Source organism: Actinomadura kijaniata, from assembly GCF_014138665.1.
GTDB lineage: Bacteria > Actinomycetota > Actinomycetes > Streptosporangiales > Streptosporangiaceae > Spirillospora > Spirillospora kijaniata.
In genome coordinates this window covers 274,624-293,394 of sequence record NZ_JACJIA010000002.1, presented here as the reverse complement: position 1 = coordinate 293,394, position 18,771 = coordinate 274,624, and the positions used below count along the sequence as shown (strand labels likewise).

Annotated in this window: 20 protein-coding genes and 1 tRNA gene; 14 read left to right on the top strand and 7 right to left on the bottom strand. The window is 71.7% G+C overall.

The window, feature by feature from the left end; all coding sequences use genetic code 11:
• Positions 1-41: 41 nt before the first annotated feature.
• Positions 42-1,220: a hypothetical protein gene (locus HNR61_RS08515; protein ID WP_182842577.1), complete on the bottom strand. Its 1,179-nt coding sequence runs from the start codon at positions 1,218-1,220 to the stop codon at positions 42-44.
• A gap of 524 nt (positions 1,221-1,744) precedes the next feature.
• Here HNR61_RS08515 and HNR61_RS08510 point away from each other — a divergent pair.
• From HNR61_RS08510 to HNR61_RS08495, 4 genes are all read left to right on the top strand, one after another.
• Positions 1,745-2,734 carry a hypothetical protein gene (locus HNR61_RS08510; RefSeq protein WP_182842576.1) on the top strand — a complete coding sequence of 330 codons (990 nt, stop codon included), beginning with the start codon at positions 1,745-1,747 and terminating at the stop codon, positions 2,732-2,734.
• 301 nt (positions 2,735-3,035) lie between these two features.
• Positions 3,036-5,180, top strand: a complete 2,145-nt coding sequence (locus HNR61_RS08505) for a (Fe-S)-binding protein (protein ID WP_312897812.1) — start codon at positions 3,036-3,038, stop codon at positions 5,178-5,180.
• A gap of 331 nt (positions 5,181-5,511) precedes the next feature.
• The gene (locus tag HNR61_RS08500) at positions 5,512-5,892 is read left to right on the top strand and encodes a PASTA domain-containing protein (protein ID WP_182842575.1); all 381 of its coding nucleotides are present in this window, start codon (positions 5,512-5,514) and stop codon (positions 5,890-5,892) included.
• A gap of 162 nt (positions 5,893-6,054) precedes the next feature.
• The gene (locus tag HNR61_RS08495; protein WP_182842574.1) at positions 6,055-6,798 is read left to right on the top strand and encodes a ZIP family metal transporter; all 744 of its coding nucleotides are present in this window, start codon (positions 6,055-6,057) and stop codon (positions 6,796-6,798) included.
• Between the two features lie 48 nt (positions 6,799-6,846).
• Here HNR61_RS08495 and HNR61_RS08490 read toward each other — a convergent pair whose 3' ends face one another.
• From HNR61_RS08490 to dcd, 3 genes are all read right to left on the bottom strand, one after another.
• On the bottom strand, positions 6,847-8,613 hold the full coding sequence (locus HNR61_RS08490; protein WP_182842573.1) for an ABC transporter permease/substrate binding protein: 1,767 nt from the start codon (positions 8,611-8,613) through the stop codon (positions 6,847-6,849).
• Positions 8,606-9,862 (bottom strand): quaternary amine ABC transporter ATP-binding protein, encoded by a 1,257-nt coding sequence (locus tag HNR61_RS08485; RefSeq protein WP_182842572.1) that lies wholly within the window; start codon positions 9,860-9,862, stop codon positions 8,606-8,608. Before HNR61_RS08485 ends, HNR61_RS08490 begins: the two co-directional genes overlap by 8 nt.
• A 260-nt stretch (positions 9,863-10,122) precedes the next feature.
• Entirely contained in the window at positions 10,123-10,698 is a 576-nt protein-coding gene (gene dcd, locus HNR61_RS08480) for a dCTP deaminase (protein ID WP_182842571.1), read from the bottom strand.
• A gap of 112 nt (positions 10,699-10,810) precedes the next feature.
• Between dcd and HNR61_RS08475 the strand changes: the two genes are divergently transcribed.
• Together HNR61_RS08475 and HNR61_RS08470 are read left to right on the top strand one after the other, a co-directional pair.
• Positions 10,811-10,881, top strand: a tRNA-Gly gene (locus HNR61_RS08475).
• Positions 10,882-10,956: 75 nt separating this feature from the next.
• The gene (locus HNR61_RS08470; protein ID WP_182842570.1) at positions 10,957-11,187 is read left to right on the top strand and encodes a hypothetical protein; all 231 of its coding nucleotides are present in this window, start codon (positions 10,957-10,959) and stop codon (positions 11,185-11,187) included.
• A 10-nt stretch (positions 11,188-11,197) separates the two neighbouring features.
• Here HNR61_RS08470 and HNR61_RS08465 read toward each other — a convergent pair whose 3' ends face one another.
• Complete coding sequence (locus tag HNR61_RS08465) at positions 11,198-11,851, bottom strand: O-methyltransferase (protein ID WP_182842569.1); 654 nt, start codon at positions 11,849-11,851, stop codon at positions 11,198-11,200.
• 141 nt (positions 11,852-11,992) lie between these two features.
• Between HNR61_RS08465 and HNR61_RS08460 the strand changes: the two genes are divergently transcribed.
• The 8 genes from HNR61_RS08460 (at position 11,993) to HNR61_RS08425 (ending at position 17,110) form a co-directional block, all read left to right on the top strand.
• Complete coding sequence (locus HNR61_RS08460; protein ID WP_182842568.1) at positions 11,993-12,649, top strand: hypothetical protein; 657 nt, start codon at positions 11,993-11,995, stop codon at positions 12,647-12,649.
• 11 nt (positions 12,650-12,660) lie between these two features.
• Positions 12,661-13,185: a SigE family RNA polymerase sigma factor gene (locus tag HNR61_RS08455; protein WP_182842567.1), complete on the top strand. Its 525-nt coding sequence runs from the start codon at positions 12,661-12,663 to the stop codon at positions 13,183-13,185.
• Positions 13,175-13,669 carry a hypothetical protein gene (locus HNR61_RS08450; protein ID WP_182842566.1) on the top strand — a complete coding sequence of 165 codons (495 nt, stop codon included), beginning with the start codon at positions 13,175-13,177 and terminating at the stop codon, positions 13,667-13,669. The genes HNR61_RS08455 and HNR61_RS08450 overlap by 11 nt, the downstream gene beginning before the upstream one ends.
• 73 nt (positions 13,670-13,742) lie before the next feature.
• Positions 13,743-14,054 (top strand): hypothetical protein, encoded by a 312-nt coding sequence (locus tag HNR61_RS08445; RefSeq protein WP_182842565.1) that lies wholly within the window; start codon positions 13,743-13,745, stop codon positions 14,052-14,054.
• 108 nt (positions 14,055-14,162) lie between these two features.
• Positions 14,163-14,930 carry a putative protein N(5)-glutamine methyltransferase gene (locus HNR61_RS08440; protein WP_182842564.1) on the top strand — a complete coding sequence of 256 codons (768 nt, stop codon included), beginning with the start codon at positions 14,163-14,165 and terminating at the stop codon, positions 14,928-14,930.
• Between the two features lie 85 nt (positions 14,931-15,015).
• Positions 15,016-16,305 carry an acyltransferase family protein gene (locus tag HNR61_RS08435; protein WP_182842563.1) on the top strand — a complete coding sequence of 430 codons (1,290 nt, stop codon included), beginning with the start codon at positions 15,016-15,018 and terminating at the stop codon, positions 16,303-16,305.
• Between the two features lie 185 nt (positions 16,306-16,490).
• On the top strand, positions 16,491-16,712 hold the full coding sequence (locus HNR61_RS08430) for a hypothetical protein (protein WP_246442363.1): 222 nt from the start codon (positions 16,491-16,493) through the stop codon (positions 16,710-16,712).
• A 41-nt stretch (positions 16,713-16,753) separates the two neighbouring features.
• The gene (locus HNR61_RS08425; protein ID WP_182842561.1) at positions 16,754-17,110 is read left to right on the top strand and encodes an STAS domain-containing protein; all 357 of its coding nucleotides are present in this window, start codon (positions 16,754-16,756) and stop codon (positions 17,108-17,110) included.
• Positions 17,111-17,162: 52 nt separating this feature from the next.
• On the opposite strand, the gene HNR61_RS08420 is transcribed toward HNR61_RS08425, so the two are convergent.
• Both HNR61_RS08420 and HNR61_RS08415 read right to left on the bottom strand, forming a co-directional pair.
• Positions 17,163-17,840: a choice-of-anchor P domain-containing protein gene (locus HNR61_RS08420; protein ID WP_182842560.1), complete on the bottom strand. Its 678-nt coding sequence runs from the start codon at positions 17,838-17,840 to the stop codon at positions 17,163-17,165.
• Positions 17,841-17,878: 38 nt separating this feature from the next.
• Positions 17,879-18,685 (bottom strand): protein-sorting L,D-transpeptidase LdtCP, encoded by an 807-nt coding sequence (locus HNR61_RS08415; RefSeq protein WP_182842559.1) that lies wholly within the window; start codon positions 18,683-18,685, stop codon positions 17,879-17,881.
• Positions 18,686-18,771 lie beyond the last annotated feature (86 nt).

Here is an 18,771-nt window from a genome sequence, read left to right as displayed (position 1 = left end):
CAGTCCGGGTTTCGGTGGTGGTTCGCGTCGTCGTTCGCGCGTCAGTCGTTGCATCTCAGGATCATGTGCTTGGACGCGCCCCACGCGAAGCGTACGCCGAGCGCCCACATTGAAGAGGTGCCCGGGACGCGGGTCATCGCCGAGATCTCCGAGGTCTTCCCGAGGGGGTCCAGACGCTGGGGCTTGATCCACTTGCCCGCCCTGTAGTGGACGAGGCCTTTCCCCGACTTGAACCACAGACCGCCCGCGCCGTCGTCGGTGAGGGACTTCAGGTCGCCCTTCCCGGGTGTCGGGACCGGGTTCCACCGCCTGCCGTCCCAGTGGTGGAGGCCGTTGCCCAGAAGCCAGACGTCCCGGTCGGTGCGCGCCAGGATCTCCCAGCCGGAGGCGGGATAAGAGCGTCCGCTCTGCGGATTTCCCAGACCCGTGAGGCTCTTCGGCAGTGGATGGTCGTTCCAGGTCTTTCCGTTCCAGCGCACCAGGTAGGCGGGGACGGGCTGGTTCGAGCTCCAGCCCGCGCCCACGGCCCAGGCGTCGCGGTCGGACAGGGCGCTGATCGAATGGAGAAAACCGGGCGTCGAGACTTCGCGCCACCGGCGGCCGTCGAAGAACCGCACGTCCCCGCCGTACGGATTGGGTCCTTCGTCGGGAACGTTGAACCACCACGCGCTCTTGGCTCCGACCGCGAGCGGTATCGCCGAGTTGCTGGGGAACGGCTCGGTGCTCCGGTAGGTGCGGGCGCGATAGATCTCCCAACGCCTGCCGTCCCAGTGCCACCAGTACTGCCGGATGTCCTTGAAGTCCCTCGCTTCGTCGTCGTCGTCGCCGACGATCCACACGTTGGTGGGCGACGACGCGCTGACCCGGTTCAGTTTGATGGGGCCCGAACCGGCCGGTTCGGGCAGCTCGACCCGGCTCCACCTTCGTCCGTCCCAGCGCCGCACGAGCGGAGCCGAGTCCCGGGCGTTCTTGCCGAAGCGCCGGGTGCCGACGACCCAGACGTTCTCGTCGCTGATCGCGGCGATGTCCCGGTACCACTCCTTGTTCTCCTCGAACTCATGGGTGACGTGCCAGCAGTGGGAGGCGACGGCAGTGGCGGTGGGCGCGGAGGGCGTGGTGGGCGCGCTCCGGGGAGTGGCGGGGGCGGAACAGGCGGAGAGGACGAGTGCGAGAGGGACGGCCCCGGCCGTGGCGGCCTGCTTTCGCGTCGGCTTTTTCACGTGCTTCCCGTCGGTCGCGGATCTCGAGGTGAAGTCGCGGGTCGGGCAGCCTAGGCCGTGTTTCAAAGCCCTGGCCCACGGCGCTCGCCTGGCGGCTCGCACCTCACCAGGGCTTGGCGAGCGCGACATCGCTTCGCGATCTGACCTGCGGGCCCTCGCCTTCGGCGTCGGGCCCGCAGGTCAGGTAACGCGCTCGCGTGCGCGGCTGAGGCCCACTTTGAAACAGGCCCTAGCCATTAATTGATCATGACGGAACCCGGACCGGCGCGGCCTGGGCTCCGTCAGCGGTGCCGTGCGGTCTCGACCGTGTCGGGGAAGCCCGGCCGTTCTCCTCGGGTGGCACCAGAAACACGGTATGAATCCGCAGGTCATCACCGCTTCGAACGGGGAGTTGACGTTGCCCGGTAGCGTGCACGGCCTGAGGGCCGTCCCGTCTCTTGCGCACCGCATGCGTTGAGAACTTGTTCGTGATGCTGCAAGTGTGCGCACTGAGCGCCGACATGGTTGGCCGGGGAGGAGTTTCCGTGCGCGACGACGGCATCTGGCTTGGGGAGAACCGCGTGTGCGGAATCTCCGTGACCGGTTTCGGGACGGCCATGGGCCTGGGACGGCTGCCACGGGGCCGGGTGTTCGGTGGTGACCTCGTCCGTGGTGCGCGGGCTCGCCTGCTGCGCGGTGGAGTGGTGATCGCCGAGGACCTTCGTGTAGGGGCTCTGATCAGGGAAAAGGTCGTGGGGAAGCGGCTGGAGGCACGGGAGGCCATCAGTGCGGGGCGGCGGTGCATGGTGGCGATCGGGCATGGCGACGTCCGGGAGGGCGACCATGTCGAGGTCTACACCCCTGCGAACACCGCCGGACTCGACCCGGATCTGGTGCTTGGTTACCAGGTCCAGCCGGACCGGCGTGAGGAACTGGGGCGCGCCGAGGTGGATGAGCTGTCCAGTGACCCGCTGGCCGGAACGGTCGCGCGGGTCGCCCTGGCCACGGGAAGGCTGAGGCTGGGCGACCGGGTGCGGGTCCTGCGCGGTGGGCAGCCGGTGGCCGAGACGCTGCGACTGCTGTTCATGACCGACGAGGATCGACGCCCGATCGGTGAGGCGTCCGTGGGCGATCGCGTCCTGGTGGGTCTGGGGCATCCCGGGTTGCTCCCCGGAGACATGGTCGTGGCCTTTGACGTGCCACCGCCGACGTGGACGGAAGCGCGTACACACCGGCTGAAGGTGCAGGAGGCGCACTCGGCCGACGACCTGGCCATGGGCGAGGTGTTTCCATCCAGGAAGTCGCCGGCGGGCGGGCGGATCCTGGCGGCCGGGCATCGCGCGCGCCTGCTGCGCGACGGCACCGTCATCGCCGACGGGTTGACCATCGCTCACCTTCGCCGGACGGGGACGCTCACCGCCACGGCCTTCGAGTGGACTCAGCAGACCCGCCCGTGGACCGAGGTCTGGCTCGACTTCCCGGATCTGCGCAAGGGAGATCAGATCGAGCCCTACCAGGTGCTTCCGGCGGGATGACCGCCGGACCTCGGCGCTCTTCGGAACCGCTCCCGGACGGGCGTTCCCCCACCCCCGCCCGTCTTGGGCCAGAGAGGTGATGCATCAATGTGATAACGGTCCTCATCAGCGGGAACAACGGGTTTACCCCGTCGGGGGGCACGTATATATACAGCGCTACGTGTGATCGCGTTCCGTGTCCGGGCGGTATGCGGTATGACGCCTAAGCTACTGCCGAGTAGTATTCGGGACCCGGATGAAGTACAGACTGTCGCGCGCCCTACGCTGACAGCCGACGCCCGTACCTCAGGAGGACGGAACAGTGCTCTACTGGATCACGTTGCTGATCGGCATAGCCGGGTTGGCTGCCGCGTTGGCGCTCGCGGGCAAGCGGGTGCTCTTCCTCTGGAAGCTGTTCAAGAGCGGTCAACCGGACCCCGAACGCACCCTTCAGGTCAAGCGTGAGCCCAAGAAGGCGGTCGAGGGGCAGGCCGTCGAGGTCCTGGGCCAGAAGAAGCTGCTGAAGTGGACCGTCGCCGGGGCGGCGCACTTCGCGGTGATGTGGGCGTTCTTCCTGCTGGCCACCGTCTACCTGGAGGCGGGCGTCCAGCTGGTGTTCGGCCTGGACGCGCACATCCCGTTCGTCCAGACCTGGGGTCCGATCGGGTTCGTCCAGGACACGATCGCCCTGGCCTGTCTCGCCGGTCTGATCACGTTCACGATCATCCGGATCAAGAACGCCCCCAAGAAGCTGGGCCGCAAGTCCCGCTTCAGCGGGTCGCACCTGGGCGGCGCCTGGGTCATCCTGTTCATGATCTTCAACGTGATCTGGACGATGTTCTTCTTCCGGGGCATCGAGGCGGCGCGCGAGGGCCTGTCCTACGGCAAGGCCGCCTACTTCTCCTGGCTGGTCGGCCAGCCGCTCAAGGGCGTCGACGACAACGTGCTGGAGGTCCTGGAGGCCGCCGGCCTGCTGCTGCACATCGGCGTCGCGCTGGTCTTCCTGGTCATCGTCGTCAACTCCAAGCACCTGCACATCTTCCTGGCCCCGCTGAACGTCATGTTCAAGCGCCAGCCCGACGGCCTGGGCGCGGCCCAGCCGATGATGAGCAAGGGCAAGGTCCTCGACTTCGAGGAGGCCGACCCGGACGAGGACACCTTCGGCCGCGGCAAGATCGAGGACTTCACCTGGAAGGGCTACCTCGACATGGCGACCTGCACCGAGTGCGGTCGCTGCCAGTCGCAGTGCCCGGCCTGGAACACCGGCAAGCCGCTGTCGCCGAAGATGGTCGTCCTGGAGCTGCGCGACCACGCGTTCGCCAAGGCCCCCTACATGCTCGCCTCCGAGGAGGAGCGCGAGAAGTTCACCGACGAGCAGAAGACCGCCATGCAGGTGGACAAGGAGCTCGTCGCCGAGGACGGCGTCATCCACCCCGACGTCCTGTGGTCCTGCACCAACTGCGGCGCCTGCGTCGAGCAGTGCCCGGTCGACATCGAGCACATCGACCACATCCTCGACATGCGCCGCTTCCAGGTGATGATCGAGTCCTCGTTCCCCTCCGAGGCCGGCGTCATGCTGAAGAACCTGGAGAACAAGGGCAACCCGTGGGGCATGTCCGAGATGAAGCGCCTGGAGTGGATCGAGGAGCTCGACTTCGAGGTCGAGGTCGTCGACGACAAGGCGCCCGAGGACATGGAGTACCTGTTCTGGGTCGGCTGCGCCGGCGCACTGGAGGACCGCGCCAAGAAGACCACCAAGGCCGTCGCGGAGCTGCTGCACATCGCGGGCGTCAAGTTCGGCGTCCTCGGCCCGATGGAGGCCTGCACCGGTGACCCGGCGCGCCGCCTGGGCATGGAGTTCGTCTTCCAGATGCTCGGCCAGCAGAACGTCGAGACGCTGAACGAGGCGGGCGTCAAGAAGATCGTCGCGACCTGCCCGCACTGCTTCAACACCCTGGCCAACGAGTACCCGCAGATCGGCGGGAACTACGAGGTCGTCCACCACACCCAGCTGCTGGCGCACCTGGTCGAGGCGGGCAAGCTCACCCCGGTCACCCCGATCGAGGAGAACATCACCTACCACGACCCCTGCTTCCTGGGCCGCCACAACAAGGTCTACAAGCAGCCGCGCGACATCATGTCGCACGTCCCGGGCGTCAAGACGCAGGAGATGCACCGCCACAAGGAGCGGGGCTTCTGCTGCGGCGCGGGCGGCGCGCGGATGTGGATGGAGGAGCGCATCGGCAAGCGCATCAACACCGAGCGCGTGGACGAGGCGATGGAGACCAACCCCGACACCATCTCCACCGCCTGCCCGTTCTGCCTCGTGATGCTGGGCGACGCCATCAACGAGAAGAAGAACGAGGGCCAGGCCAAGGAGAGCCTGGAGGTCGTCGACGTCTCGCAGCTGCTGATCCGCTCCATCAAGGGCGAGGACGCGCCCAAGGAGACCGTCTCCGCCGAGTGACGCCGCCGGCGAGCCGGATCGGACACCAGCGGCCCCGTGATCACCGACGTGATCACGGGGCCGCTTCCGTCGTTCCCGCTGGCGAGGGAGTCGCGGGCGCCACCGCGTTCCCTACGCGCGCCGCTCCTCACGCACGCGTGGGGCGCGCCTGTGCCGTGCCCGCCCAGCATGGACCAGGCAGATCACGGCAAGGCCGGCACCGCCGGGGCTCGCGGCCCGCCCGCTGACGGCCCGCGTTCGCGGAACGCGCGGGCCGTCCGGGACGATGGTCCGAACCGGGAGAGGATCTCGCGTCCTCCCCGGGCCGACCCCCTCATCTCCGGAGTTTCCTGTGCTGTCGTTCGTGATCGGCGGTCGTGTGCGGACCGCCCTGCTCTGCCTGCCCGTCGCCCTGGTCCTGGCCGCCTGCGGGTCGGGTGGCGGGAAGTCCGCGTCCTCCTCTCCGCCGGCCACCACGTCGGCCGACGATCCGGCCGTCGCGCGGTCGGCGGTACCCGAGGTGAAGGGCAAGACCTTCAAGGACGCGATCGCCGTGCTCAACGAGGCCGGGATCGCCAGCGTGCGCGCGGCGAGCTTCGACAAGAAAGCCAAGCTGCCCACCGACCCGGACGGGTGGAAGGTGTGCGGCCAGGACCCCGCCGCCGGAAGTCAGATCACCGCCGGGACGGCGGCCGAGCTGCTGCTGGCCGCCCCCTCCGCCGCCTGTGCGTGACGGGTGTCGCGCCGGGTGACGGGAGCCGCCCAGGTGTGCGGAGGGCTTTCGGTGGGCACGAAAGGTGCATTGCGTCCCGTACCGGCTTGTCCGCGCCTCAAGCCGGTACGGGGCGCGGCGCGTCTGGGCGAGGAACGGCCGGACGGCTTGTAGAACCGGACCATGGCTGTGGTCCTGTCGGTGGTGGCGTTCCTGATGACCCTGCTCGGCGGGGTGGTCGCGCTGCGCGTGCGGGACCGCCGCCATCTGGTGCTGGGGCTGGCCGGCGGGCTGATCCTCGGGGTGGTGGCGTTCGATCTGGTCCCGGGGTCGCTGGAGCTGTCGGACGCGGCGCCGCTGGGCGTGCCCGCGCCGATGATCGGGTTCGCGGCGGGGTTCCTGCTGCTGCACGTGGTCGAGCAGGCCGCCGCCGTCCACCGTGCCCACGAGGACGAGTACGCGCCGCACGAGCACGCCCACGGCGGCGCGTCCGGGCGGGCCGGGGTGCTGGCCGCCGGGGCGCTGGTCGGGCACAGCTTCGTGGACGGGCTCAGCATCGGCCTCGGCTTCCAGGCCGGGACGGGCGTGGGCGTGCTGGTCGCGCTCGCCGTGGTGGTGCACGACTTCGCCGACGGGTTCAACACGGTCACCGCCGCGTCGCTGGGCAGGTCGGGACGCCGGGTGCCGCTGGCGCTGCTGCTCGCCGACGCGCTCGCGCCGGTCGCCGGGGCGCTGGTCACGCTCCTGGTGACGGTGCCCAAGGCCGTTCTGGGGCCGTACCTGGGGTTCTTCGCGGGGATCCTGCTGTACCTGGCGGCGGCGGAGATCCTGCCGGAGGCGCACGCCCGGCATCCGCGCGTGCTGACGCTGTGCTGCACGGGCGCGGGGATGCTGGCGGTGTTCTTCGTGGTGGGGCTGGCCGGATAGGCGGACGGGCCGCCCGGTCGCGCACCGGACGGCCCGTTCGGCGGGAGGTCACTTCATGATCGAGGGCATGAAGTCGGGGTTGGCCCTGGTCCACTCCTCGACGCCCCTGGCCTCCTGGCCCTTGTACTTGTTGATGACCAGGTCCTCCAGCGGGAAGAGCTGGTCGTCCTTCATCCGGAACCTCTTCAGCCAGCCGGTCAGCTCGGGGAAGTCCTTGCCGAAGCCCTTGCGGGCCAGCATGTGCACCCTCTCGGCCGATCCGAAGGTGCCCTTCGGGTCGGCCAGCGGCTTGATCGGGAACTTGGCGTAGGCCCAGTGCGGCTTCCACAGCGCCACCACGATCGGCTTGCCGTTCTTCACCGAGCGGCTCAGCTCGGCCAGCATCGCCGGGGTGGAGCCCTGGACCAGCTCGAACCGGCCGTTCAGGCCGTAGCCGGGCATCACCTTGTTCTTGATGATCTTCATCTCGCCGGCGCTGGGCTCGATGCCGATGATCTTCCCGCCGTAGCGGGCCGGGTCCTTCGTGAGGTCGGCGACGCTGTTGGCGGGGTCGTTCCTCAGCACCGCGAGCTGCATGCTGGCGTTGTCGTACCAGGAGCCGAGATCCTCGATCTGGCCCTTGTACCTGCCGTAGTAGTCGGCGTGCGTGGCGGGCAGCCAGGACCCCAGGAACAGGTCCACGTCCTTGGAGGCCAGCCCGGAGTACAGCGGGCCGGCGTCGACCTGCTGGAGGTCGACCTGGTAGCCCTTCTTCTCCAGCTCGGTCTTCCACAGGTGGGTGACCGCCACGTCCTCGTCCCACGGGATGTACCCGATGGTGAGCTTCCGGGCGGCGGGGGAGTCGCCGCCGGCGCCGGTGAGGCCCATCCCGGCCGACACGACCACCAGCGCCAGCACCCCGGCCAGCGCGAACGCCGGGCGCGGCCGGTAGGCGAGCGCCCCGCGCCAGCCGCCGGACGCCGCGGCGGCGGTGGCCCGCTTGCGCCCGATCGGGCTGAGCCGGGTGCCGAGCGCGCCGGTCAGCCGGTCCAGGGTGATCGCCAGGATGACGACCGACAGGCCCGCCTCGAAGCCGCGGCCGACGTCCAGCTGCGTGATCGCGCCGAACACCTCGGCGCCCAGGCCGCCCGCGCCGACCATGCCCGCGATCACGACCATGGACAGCGACAGCATGATCACCTGGTTGACGCCGGTCATGATGGTGCCGAGCGCCAGCGGAAGCTGCACGCGCAGCAGGGTCTGCCGGGGCGGCGTGCCGAACGCCTCGGCCGCCTCGACCATCTCCCGGTCGACCTGGCTGATGCCGAGCCGGGTCAGCCGCACGCCCGGCGGCAACGCGAAGATCATCGTGGCGATGACGCCCGGCACCTGCCCGACCCCGAAGAAGAAGATCGCCGGGATCAGGTAGACGAACGCCGGCATCGTCTGCATGAAGTCCAGCACCGGCTGCACGACCGCCGCCACCCGGGGCCGCCGCGCCGCCGCGATGCCCAGCGGGACGCCGATCGCCAGCGCCGCGACGCTCGCGACCAGCACCAGCGCGAGGGTCTTCATGGCCGACTCCCACTCACCGAGGTTGTCGATGAGCAGCATCCCGACCAGGCCGACCAGCGCGAACACCGGTCCGCGCAGCCACCAGCCCAGCAGCGCGACGATCAGCGCCATGGCCAGCGCGGGCGGCGTGGTCAGCGCGGTCTCCAGCCCGCCGACCAGCCCGCCGACCACGCTCTTGACCGCGTCGAAGACGGGACCGCCGTTGTCGGTGAGGAAGCCGACGGCGCCTTCCACCCAGTCGCCCAGGGGGAGCTTAGACATCGGCGGTCACCCCCTTGCGGACGTCGGCCAGCTCCTCGTCGCCGATCACCGGCAGGTCCCCCGTGTTGGCGGTCAGGTTCCCGAGCGCGGCCAGCAGCGTGACCCGCGGGATCACACCGAGCAGCCGTCCGGCCCCGTCGACCACCGGTACCGGCAGCGCGCTCTCGGCGCACCGCGCGAACAGCTCGGCGACGGGGGTGTCGGGGGTGACGGTCTCCAGCTCGGGTTCCACCAGGCCGTCCAGCGAGTCGGCCCCGTCCCGGACCGCCTGGGCGGCGGGCTCGGCGTACACCGCGCCGATCAGCTTGCGGTCGCGTCCCACGACGAACGCGCCCGCCGTCTGCGTCTCGCGCATCGCCCGCACGGCCGCGCGTGGACCGTTCCCAGGGTCCACGATCGCCAGCGGCTTCTCCATGACCGACGCCGCGGTCAGCACCCGCGTGCGGTCCACGTCGGCGACGAACTGCGCGACGTAGTCGTTGGCCGGGTCGGTCAGGATCTCCTCGGCGGTGCCGACCTGCATGACCCGCCCGCCCCGCAGCATGGCGATCCGGTCGCCGAGCCGCATGGCCTCGTTCAGGTCGTGCGTGATGAAGACGATCGTCTTGCCCAGGTCGGTCTGGAGCTCCAGCAGCAGTTCCTGCATCTCCCGCCGGATGAGCGGGTCCAGCGCGCTGAACGCCTCGTCCATCAGCAGGATCTCGGTCTCGGCGGTCAGCGCCCGCGCGATGCCGACGCGCTGCTGCATGCCCCCCGACAGCTCGCCGGGAAGCCTGTCCTCCCACCCCGACAGCCCGACCTTGTCCAGGAACGCCCGGGCCTTCTCGTGCCGCTCGGCCTTCCCGACGCCCTGCACCTCCAGCCCGTAGGCGGCGTTCTCCAGCACCGTCCGGTGCGGGAACAGCGCGAAGTGCTGGAACACCATGCTGATCTTCTTCTGCCGCAGTTCCCGCAGCGCCTTGGGCGAGAGCCGGGTGAGGTCGGTCCCGTCGATCAGGATCCGGCCGGCGGTGGGCTCCAGGAGCCCGTTGAGCATCCGGATCAGCGTGGACTTCCCGGACCCCGACAGGCCCATCACCACGAAGATCTCACCCTGGCGGACCTCGAAGGACACGTCCACCACGGCGGGCGTCACGCCCAGGCCGCGCCGGACCTCCTCCAGATCGGCGCCGCCCGCCAGCCTGCGGGCGGCCTCACCGGCCTTCCGGCCGAACACCTTCGTCACGTTCTCTACGCGGAGTGCGGACACGATCTCCTCTCCGGGCTCCGCGGGCGTCGGGGGGAACACCCGTCGCCCACGACCAGGGGGTGGCACCCGGCTGGATGCCACCCCCTGATCACAGGCGTGCGGAGCCACTCACCAATGGGGGCCACCGGACGGGCGGCGGCGACGGATAGGGGAGCCAGCCGGCCGCTCTGCCCAGCTATCGATGGTTGATACCCACTTGGTAGAACTTTTCACCTTTCAGTGATCGAGATCACGATCCTTGGGTGATTTTTGGGGAACGATCACACTTTGGTGCGGTGGAAGCTCTGGTACGACCGCGACGGCGTCGGCCCCCGCTGGTCCTGGTACCGCGACCCGTACTCGGGCGACCCATAGGGCCGTTCCGCCGGGGAGCTGGTCCGGAACAGGCACATCTGCCCGATCTTCATCCCCGGCCACAGCTTGATCGGCAGCGTGGCGACGTTCGACAGCTCCAGCGTCACGTGCCCGCTGAACCCGGGGTCGATCCACCCGGCCGTCGAGTGCGTGAGCAGCCCGAGCCGCCCCAGCGAGCTCTTCCCCTCCAGCCGCGCCGCGAGATCGTCGGGAAGCTGGAACACCTCGTAGGTGGAGGCGAGCACGAACTCCCCGGGGTGGAGCACGAACGCCTCGTCCCCCTCCGGCTCGACCAGCCTGGTCAGGTCCGGCTGCTCGACGGCGGGGTCGATGTGCGGGTACCTGTGGTTCTCGAACACCCGGAAGTAGCGGTCCAGCCGCACGTCCACACTGGACGGCTGGATCATCTCGGGCTCGAACGGGTCGATCTTCACCCGTCCCGCCTGGATTTCGGCCCTGATGTCGCGATCGGAGAGCAGCACGTCAGAAAAGCTACCGGCTCCGGCCCGTCCCCCGCGCACCAACGCGACCGGCTCGCCAACCGATGATTTTCCGGTACGATGTCCGAGCAGCGGTCCTCAGGGACCGGAGCACGCGGATGTAGTTCAATGGTAGAACTTCAGCTTCCCAAGCTGATAACGCGGGTTCGATTCCCGTCATCCGCTCAGCCAGACGAGGCCCAGGTCCGGGGATGATCCCCGAGCCTGGGCCTCAGTCGTGTTCAGCACTTGAAGGTGCCTGTGACCATCCCCGGTGACCTCAAGCGTTCGTTGAGGCGGTTGCGCGAGGTGCGGGCACGGCGGCCGGTTGGGGAGGAGTCACCGGCGTTCGCCGGCTGGCGGGATGAGATGGCGGATGCCCTCGATGAGCTGTCTCGGACGCTGCTGCTCGGGGACGACCGGGCGCGGGCCGCCGCCGAGGCGGCGGCCGCGCGGGTCGAGGCCGGTGGGATTCGCGCCAGGCTCGGCTGAGCGGGCTCGGTCAGCGCTTCGTCGCCAGGGTCAGGCCGTCGCCGATGGGCAGCAGGACCAGCTCGACCCGGTCGTCCCGTGCGGCGTGCTCGTTGAACGCCCGGATCGCGCGCACGTCCTCGTTCTGCTCGGCCTCGTCGAGAACGCGGCCTCCGCGCAGGGTGTTGTCGACCAGCAGGACGCCGCCGGGCCGGACGCGGGGGACCAGCTCCTCCCAGTAGTCGAGGTAGGAGACCTTGTCGGCGTCGATGAACGCGAGGTCGACCGGCTCGTCCAGCGTCCGCAGCGTCTCCAGGGCCGGGGCGATCCGCAGCTCGATCCGGTCGGCGACCCCGGCCTTCTCCCAGTAGCGCCGCGCGACCGACGTCCACTCCTCGCTCACGTCGCAGCACAGCAGCCGCCCGCCCGAGGCGAGGCCGCGCGCGATGCAGATCGAGGAGTAACCGGTGAACGTCCCCACCTCCACGGCCCGCCGCGCCCCGGTGATCCGGGTCAGCAGGGTCATGAACGTGCCCTGCTCGGGGCCGATCTGCATGCTCGCGCTCGGCGCGAACCGCTCGGCGGTCTCCTCGGCCAGTTCCTCCAGCAGCGCGTCGGGTCCGCTGCTGTGCGCGATGAGGTAGTCGTGGAGGTCGGCGGAGAGCTGGATGCTGCGCTTGGTCATGATCACACCGTTCCCCACCGCCGCCCCGGCTTCAACCGGTGGAGGGGGTCGGCGGAGAAAAATTCGGCGGGGGTGACAACCGGCGGGGGCCGCGCGGGGGTTGTCGGGGGTGTAGATGGTTCTTGATCCTCGAGGAGTCCGATGAAGCACAAGGGTCGTCCCCGACGTTCCCTGACCCTGTCGGTGGCCGCTCTCGGCGGTGCCGGCGTGCTGGCCGGCGGCCTGTGGCTGTCGGCGGGCGCGGACGAGGCCCCGCGGGCGTCGAACGTCGCGGCGAAGGGCTCGCTGCCCACCTCCCGGCCGCAGCCGAGCGCGCCGCCCACCACCCGGCCGGGCACGCCGCCCGCCCGGCCCGGCGTCCCCTGCCCGTCCCCGACGGCGAACCCGCCCCGGCCCGGCAAGCCGAACCCGACGGTCAGCCCGACACGGCCCGGCAAGCCGAACCCGACGGTCAGCCCGACACGGCCCGGCAAGCCGCGCCCGACGGTCAGCCCGACGAAGCCCGGGAAGCCGCGCCCGTCGCAGCCGCCCACGGTGACCCCGACGCCGATCCCGCTGCCCCCGCCCACGGCGACCCCGGTGCCGCCGCGGCCCACCGCGTCCCCGACCAAGCCGCCGACCGTTCGCCCGACCGCGCCGCCGGCCCGGCCGGGCAAGGTGAAGCCGACCCCGCGGCCCGTGCCCCCGCCCGCCGACTGCGTGACGCCGCCCGGCGAGCCCCGGCCGACCGCGCCGCCGAGCGTGCCGCCGACCCCGGCCGAGCCGCCGGTGCGGACCCCGGCGGCGGTCCGGGAGTAGGGCTGTCCGTGTTGAGCGTTCGGGAGGCCCGCGGGGCGGAGGCGACCTTCGACGAGTTCGTCAACGCCTCCGCGGGCAGCCTGCTGCGCACCGCCGTGTTCCTGGTGTACGACCGGCACCTGGCCGAGGACCTGCTCCAGATCGCCTACGAGCGCGTCGCCCGCCGCTGGAAGCGCGTCGCGGCGGGCGGCAACCCCGAGGCCTACGCCCGTAAGGTGCTGGTCAACCTCGCCATCGACGAGCGGAAGCGCCGGTCCCGGTGGCGGGACACACCGGTCGGGTCGGTCGCCGACCTCGAACGCGTCGCCCGGATGCCGCAGGTCGCCGGGCCCGGCGACGGGGAGCTGGAGGAGGCCCTGCGCGCGCTGTCGGCCAAGCAGCGGGCCGTCCTCGTGCTGCGGTACTGGTGCGACCTGAACGAAGAGGAGATCGCCGAGACGCTGGGGATCTCCCGGGGGACGGTGAAGAGCCACACGGCGCGGGCGATGACCGCGCTGCGGAAGCGGATGAAGGAGGGCGGGGCCCATGGACCCTGAGCTCGAATCCCGGCTGCGCGAGCACTACCGCCGCGCCGCCGACGGGATCCGGCCCGACCCCGACCTCATGCGTCGGCTGCACGACGCGGACCGCGCGGCCGTCCCCTGGTGGCGCCGCTGGGCGGCGCCCGCCCTGGCGGCCGCCGTCACGGCCGGGGTGATCGTGGCGATCGCCGTCCTGCTGTGGTCGCGGCCCGGCACGCCCGAACCCGTGGGGCCCCTCGCGCCCCCGGTGGAGACGGGAAGCCCGACGCCCACCTCGCCGTCCGTCCCGCCGCCCAGCCCCACCGACAACGTCCCGAGCCCCCCGGCAACCGTCTCGCCGACGCCTCCGCCGACCCCGAGGTCGGCGGGCCCGTCGCGCTCGCCGGCCGCCCCGCCCCGGACGTCCAGCACCCCGACGGGCCCTCCGACGTTGGGACCCTCCTCCCCCGGAATGCCCACCCGCCCGAGCCCCTCGGGGGGCCCCGCCACCCGGCCCTGACCGGAACCGGTGATCGGCGGGGCACGTCCAACGGCCGTCCGTCTCCGGGAAGGGGCCTGCTGGTGCGGAACGAGTGGCGGAGATTCCCGAGCAGGTCCGGCGACGTTCGGCCAAGCTGATCCTGGACGAGGACGGGGCGCGCGTCTCCCTGTGGGAGGAGGAGTACCCGATCCCGCGGGAGGACGTGGCCAAGGTCTACGTGTGCAAGAAGTCCTTCTTCACCTACGGGCTCTGCTTCCAGATGAAGGACCCCCGCGATTACATCTTCTGGTTCCGGGGCAACCGGAAGAAGGCCGAGGCGGCGCTGTGGCTGGTGCGGGGCGCGCGGTACCCGGTCTCGCGGAAGATCTACCAGGCGACCCACGGGCGGCTCGACCGCGAGTGACGGGCGGCCGCGACGTCGGGGAAGCCGCCCGCGCGTCGGCCTGACCGCGATTGGACCCGCGCGGCGGGAAGGGCGGATGATGAGGAATTCGTCTTTCCTGGGGGTTCTGTGTCGTCTTCTCTTGACGGGGTCGTCGCGCGGCTGCGGGCGGCCGGGTGCGTGTTCGCCGAGGACGAGGCCGGGGTGCTCGCCTCGGCGGCGGCGTCGGCGGACGCGCTCGACGCCATGGTGGAGCGCCGGGTCGCCGGCGAGCCCCTGGAGTACGTGGTCGGGTGGGCCGAGTTCTGCGGGCTGCGCGTCGCGGTCGAGCCGGGGGTGTTCGTGCCCCGGCGGCGGACCGGGTTCATGGTCGGGGAGGCCGTGCGGAACGCGCCCCCGAAGCCCGTCGTCGTCGACCTGTGCTGCGGTACGGGGGCGCTCGGGGCCGTGCTGGGGACCGTCCTGGAGGGGGCCGAGGTGTACGCCGCCGACGTCGATCCGGCGGCGGTGCGGTGCGCCCGGAGGAACCTTCCCGCCGAGCGCGTCTTCGAGGGCGACCTGTTCGCGCCCCTGCCCGGTGGGTTGCGCGGACGCGTCGACATCCTCGCCGCTAACGTTCCCTACGTGCCCACCGGCGAGGTCGGGCTGCTTCCCGCCGAGGCCCGCGACCACGAGGCGCGGGTCGCGCTGGACGGGGGCGAGGACGGGCTCGCGGTGCTGCGCCGCGTCGCCGCCGAGGCGGGCGGCTGGCTCGCCCCGGGCGGGCGGCTGCTGGTCGAGACCGGCGAGCGCCAGGCGGAGGCGGCCGTGACGGCGTTCGAACGCGGCGGCCTGGCGGCCCGCGTCGCCGCCTCGGAGGAGTGGCACGCGACCGTCGTCGTCGGGACCCGGCGCTGAGAGTGCGCTGGATCACCTTTCTCTCGATACAAAACCCGGCAAAAGGCGTTAAAAGTGTCCATCGGGGCCTCTAAGGTGGCTCGGAATGACTGCCACTCCGTTCGCACCCACCACCGAGGCTCCCGCGGCGGCACGGGCACGGCGGCTCGACTGGCTCGACGGGCTCCGCGGTGTCGCGGCGCTCGTCGTGGTCTTCGAGCACTCGCTGAACATGCTGTTCGGCGAGATCCGGCACTCGGTCAGCCCGTGGTTCGACTTCGGGCGCTATGGCGTGTTCGTGTTCTTCCTGGTCAGCGGCTACATCATCCCGGCGTCGCTGGAGCGGCGGCGTAACGTCGCCGAGTTCTGGACCGGGCGGCTGTTCCGGCTGTACCCGCTGGCGGCCGTCGCCGCCACCGCCGGGGTCGTGCTCGGCTACACCGGGATCATGCGCGCCCGCCCGCCGGGGTCCCTGGACGACCAGCCGCTGGCGTCGGTGGCGGCGCACCTGACGATGCTCCAGGAGCTCCTCGGCACCGGCAACGCCGTCTACGTCCTGTGGACCCTCTCCTACGAGATGGTCTTCTACCTGCTGGTCACCGCCCTGTTCGTCGCCGGGGCCAGGCGCGCCGCCGCGCCCGTCGCGGTGGCGTTCGGCGTGGCCTGCGCGGCGGTCGGGACCCTGCTGCCGACGGGGCTGCTGTCGTCGTGGTCGTCCGGCGGGACGGTGCTCGGCGCGACCCTGCTGATGGCGTTCGGGCTGCTGGCGGCGGCCCGCGGCGGGCAGGCGGCGCGGTGGCTGGGCGGCGCGGTGCTGGCGGTCCTGGCGCTGGGCCTGGTGGCGGTGAACAGCAAGGTCGGCGGCATGGAGGGACTGGCGATCCTCGCGACCATGTTCGCCGGGACGGTGCTCTACGAGCTGGAGAAGCGGAAGATCCACCGCGGGTGGGGCGTCGCGGTGGCCGTCGCCGTGCCGCTGCTGACCGCGGCGGGCGGGATCCGGGCCGCGCTGGACGGCGGGGAGCGCAACTCCGACGAGTGGGGCTGGACGACCGCCGTCGTCGCCGCGTGGCTCACGTTCCTGCTGGGCATGGCCCTGCGGAACCGCCGCGTCCCCCGCCCGCTGCCCTGGCTCGGCCAGATCAGCTACTCGCTCTACCTGCTGCACCCGCTGATCCTTCAGTCGCTCTGGAAGGCCGCCGGGGACGGCGTCGGCGACCTGCCGGTGCTCCAGCGGCTCGGCTGGGCGGCCGGGCTGGTCGCGTGCGTCCTGGCCGTCGCCGCGCTCGGCTACCGCTTCGTCGAACGGCCGATGCAGGACATCGGCCGCGACGTCGTCCGCCGCATGCGGCCCGCGCGCCCCGTGGCGCCGGCGCCCGAGGCCCAGCCCGCCTGACCGGCGGGCCGCCGCGCCGCGCGCCCCGGGGAGAAATGCGCCACCATTCCCCTCCCAACCCCCAGATATCGGAATTCCCGGCAAAGATAACGACCGGAAATCCGTCGGGGGAAAGTACCGCACGGGCGCGTTCGAGCCCGATAAAATGCGGCACTGGCCATTGTCGTCTGGGGGCGTTCATGGGAATGGAAGAAGTCGTTCGGCAGTTGCGCCTGGCGATCCACGAGGCGCGGGTCGCCTTCGACTGCATCGGGATCGGCGAGATCGAACGCGCCCAGACCAGTCTGATCACCGCCCGCACCGCGATGGACGCCGCCGACACCGTGCTGCGCCACAGCCTGGCCGGCCATCCGGCGGAGGAGGTCGCCGCCGAGGGCGTCGCGGTACTGGCGGCCATCGCCGACTGACCCGCCCGACTACCCGGCCGACCCGGAGCCGAGGAGGACCCGTGGACTTCAGCGCGGAGCATCGCCGTTACGGCGACCGGACCATCGTCGCGCTCGGCGGCGACATCGACGTCAGCACCAGCGGACGGCTGCGCGAGACCCTGCTCGGGCTGGTCGAGGACGGCGCCCGGCATCTGGTGGTCGAGATGGACGGCGTCACGTTCCTGGACTCCACCGGCCTGGGCGTGCTGGTCGGGGTGTTCCACCGGCTGCGCGCCCTGGGCGGGACCCTGGTGTTCGCGGGCGGCACCTCCCGGGTGCGCGACGTCTTCCACGTCACCCAGCTCACCAAGATCTTCCCGATGTTCCCGAGCGTGGAGGAGGCGCTGCGCGCCGAGCCCACCGCCACCGGGGACTGACGGGCCCGCGTGGCCGGGGCCGGGCCGCGGCGGTCCGGCCCCGGCCACGGGGTCAGCCGGTGACCGGCAGGTCGCCCTTCACCGGGACGGGCCGGGGCGCGACCTCGGGGCCCTCCGGCTTCCCGTGGACCTGCCGCCCCTTGCGGACGTGGCCGCAGGTGGCGGAGGCGACGCGGATCGCCTCGACCCTGCCGTGGCCGGTCGGCAGGGTGGCCTCCAGCCCGGTCACCCGCAGCCGCCCGTCGGGCAGCCGCTCCTGCTTGTTGAGGACGACCGAGCCGTCGCCCAGTCCCGGCACCTTCACCGGGACGGTGGTGTTGGGCGGCGGGGACACCGCCAGCGGCTTGCCCGCCACGACCGCGCCGGCCAGCGCCGCGTTCCCCTTTCCTCCCAGGCAGCGGGCGGTGACGGCCTCGGCGTTCAGGTGCGCGGCCGGTACGTCGACCCCGGCGACCTTGGAGTGGGCGCGGTCGCGGCGCGCCGCCACGTCCAGCACCGTCGCCCGGACGGCCCTGGTGCGCTCCTCGCGCAGCAGCGCCTTGCGGACCTCGCCCGTGGCGGAGGAGACGGCGGGCGTCGGCGGGACGTGCGCGGGGCCGGTGACGTTCAGGCCGAACGCCGACGACCCGCCGGGCTCGGCGGCGTTCGCGGGCGCGGGGACCGCCAGCCCGAGGGCCGCGGCGACCAGGCCCGCCCGCGCCAGGCGGCGCGTCAGCTTCCGATGGGACATAGGGGTACTCCCTTGAGGGTTCGAGGGGCCGACCGGGGTCAGCCGGAGATGAGCACGAGGGTTCCGAGCGGGATCCGTGACAGCTCCCGCAGCGCCTCCTTCGGGACCCGGACGCATCCGTGCGAGACCGCCCGGCCGAAGACCGACGTGTCCGGCCAGCCGTGGAACGCCACGGTGCCCGGCCCCCCACCGAAGGAGTCCAGCGTCGCCGAGTGCGCGCCGAGCGGCAGCACCAGCGGGCTGGGGGTCTTCTTCGCGGGCTCCAGGACGGCCAGCAGGAACGTGCGGCCGGTCGGGGTGGGCGTGGCGGGTGCGCCGACCGCGACCTTCCAGTTCCCGGCCGGGCGGCCGGACCTGAGCAGGCTCAGCCGGCGCTCCGACAGGTCGATCCTGACCTCGTAGGGCGAGCGCGCGGTGCGGAGCCCCCCGCTCCGCTCGGAGATCCAGCCGCTCGACCCGTTGGGCCTGCTCGGCAGCAGGATCCGGCGCCACTCTCCCGAGGTCTCCACGACGGGCACCCAGGTGGGGCCGCCGAGCTGCCGCACGGGCAGCGTCGCGACGGCGCGGCCTCCCGGGCGGTCCAGGACCGGCTGCGGCGCGGTCGGATGCACGACCGTGCCGTCGGTGCCGCTCGCCGGGGCCGCGTCCCCGGGGGCGGCGGCCACCGTCGTGAACGTGGTGGCCTCGGGGGCCCGGCCGCCGGTCCCGGCGTCCCGCGCGGCGGCGCGCCCGGTGGGCGCGTCCGTGCCGGAGCAGCCGCCCAGCGTCCCGCCCAGCAGCAGCGCGGCGGCCGCCGGGAGGATCGCGGAACGGACGGCTCGTGACGGGGTGCGGCGGTCGTTCATGGAAGGGCCTCCAGAAGGCGTCATGTCCGTTCCCGGAGAGAGATCTGGAACGACATTTACGTTCGCCATCACGCCGGATGCTAGCG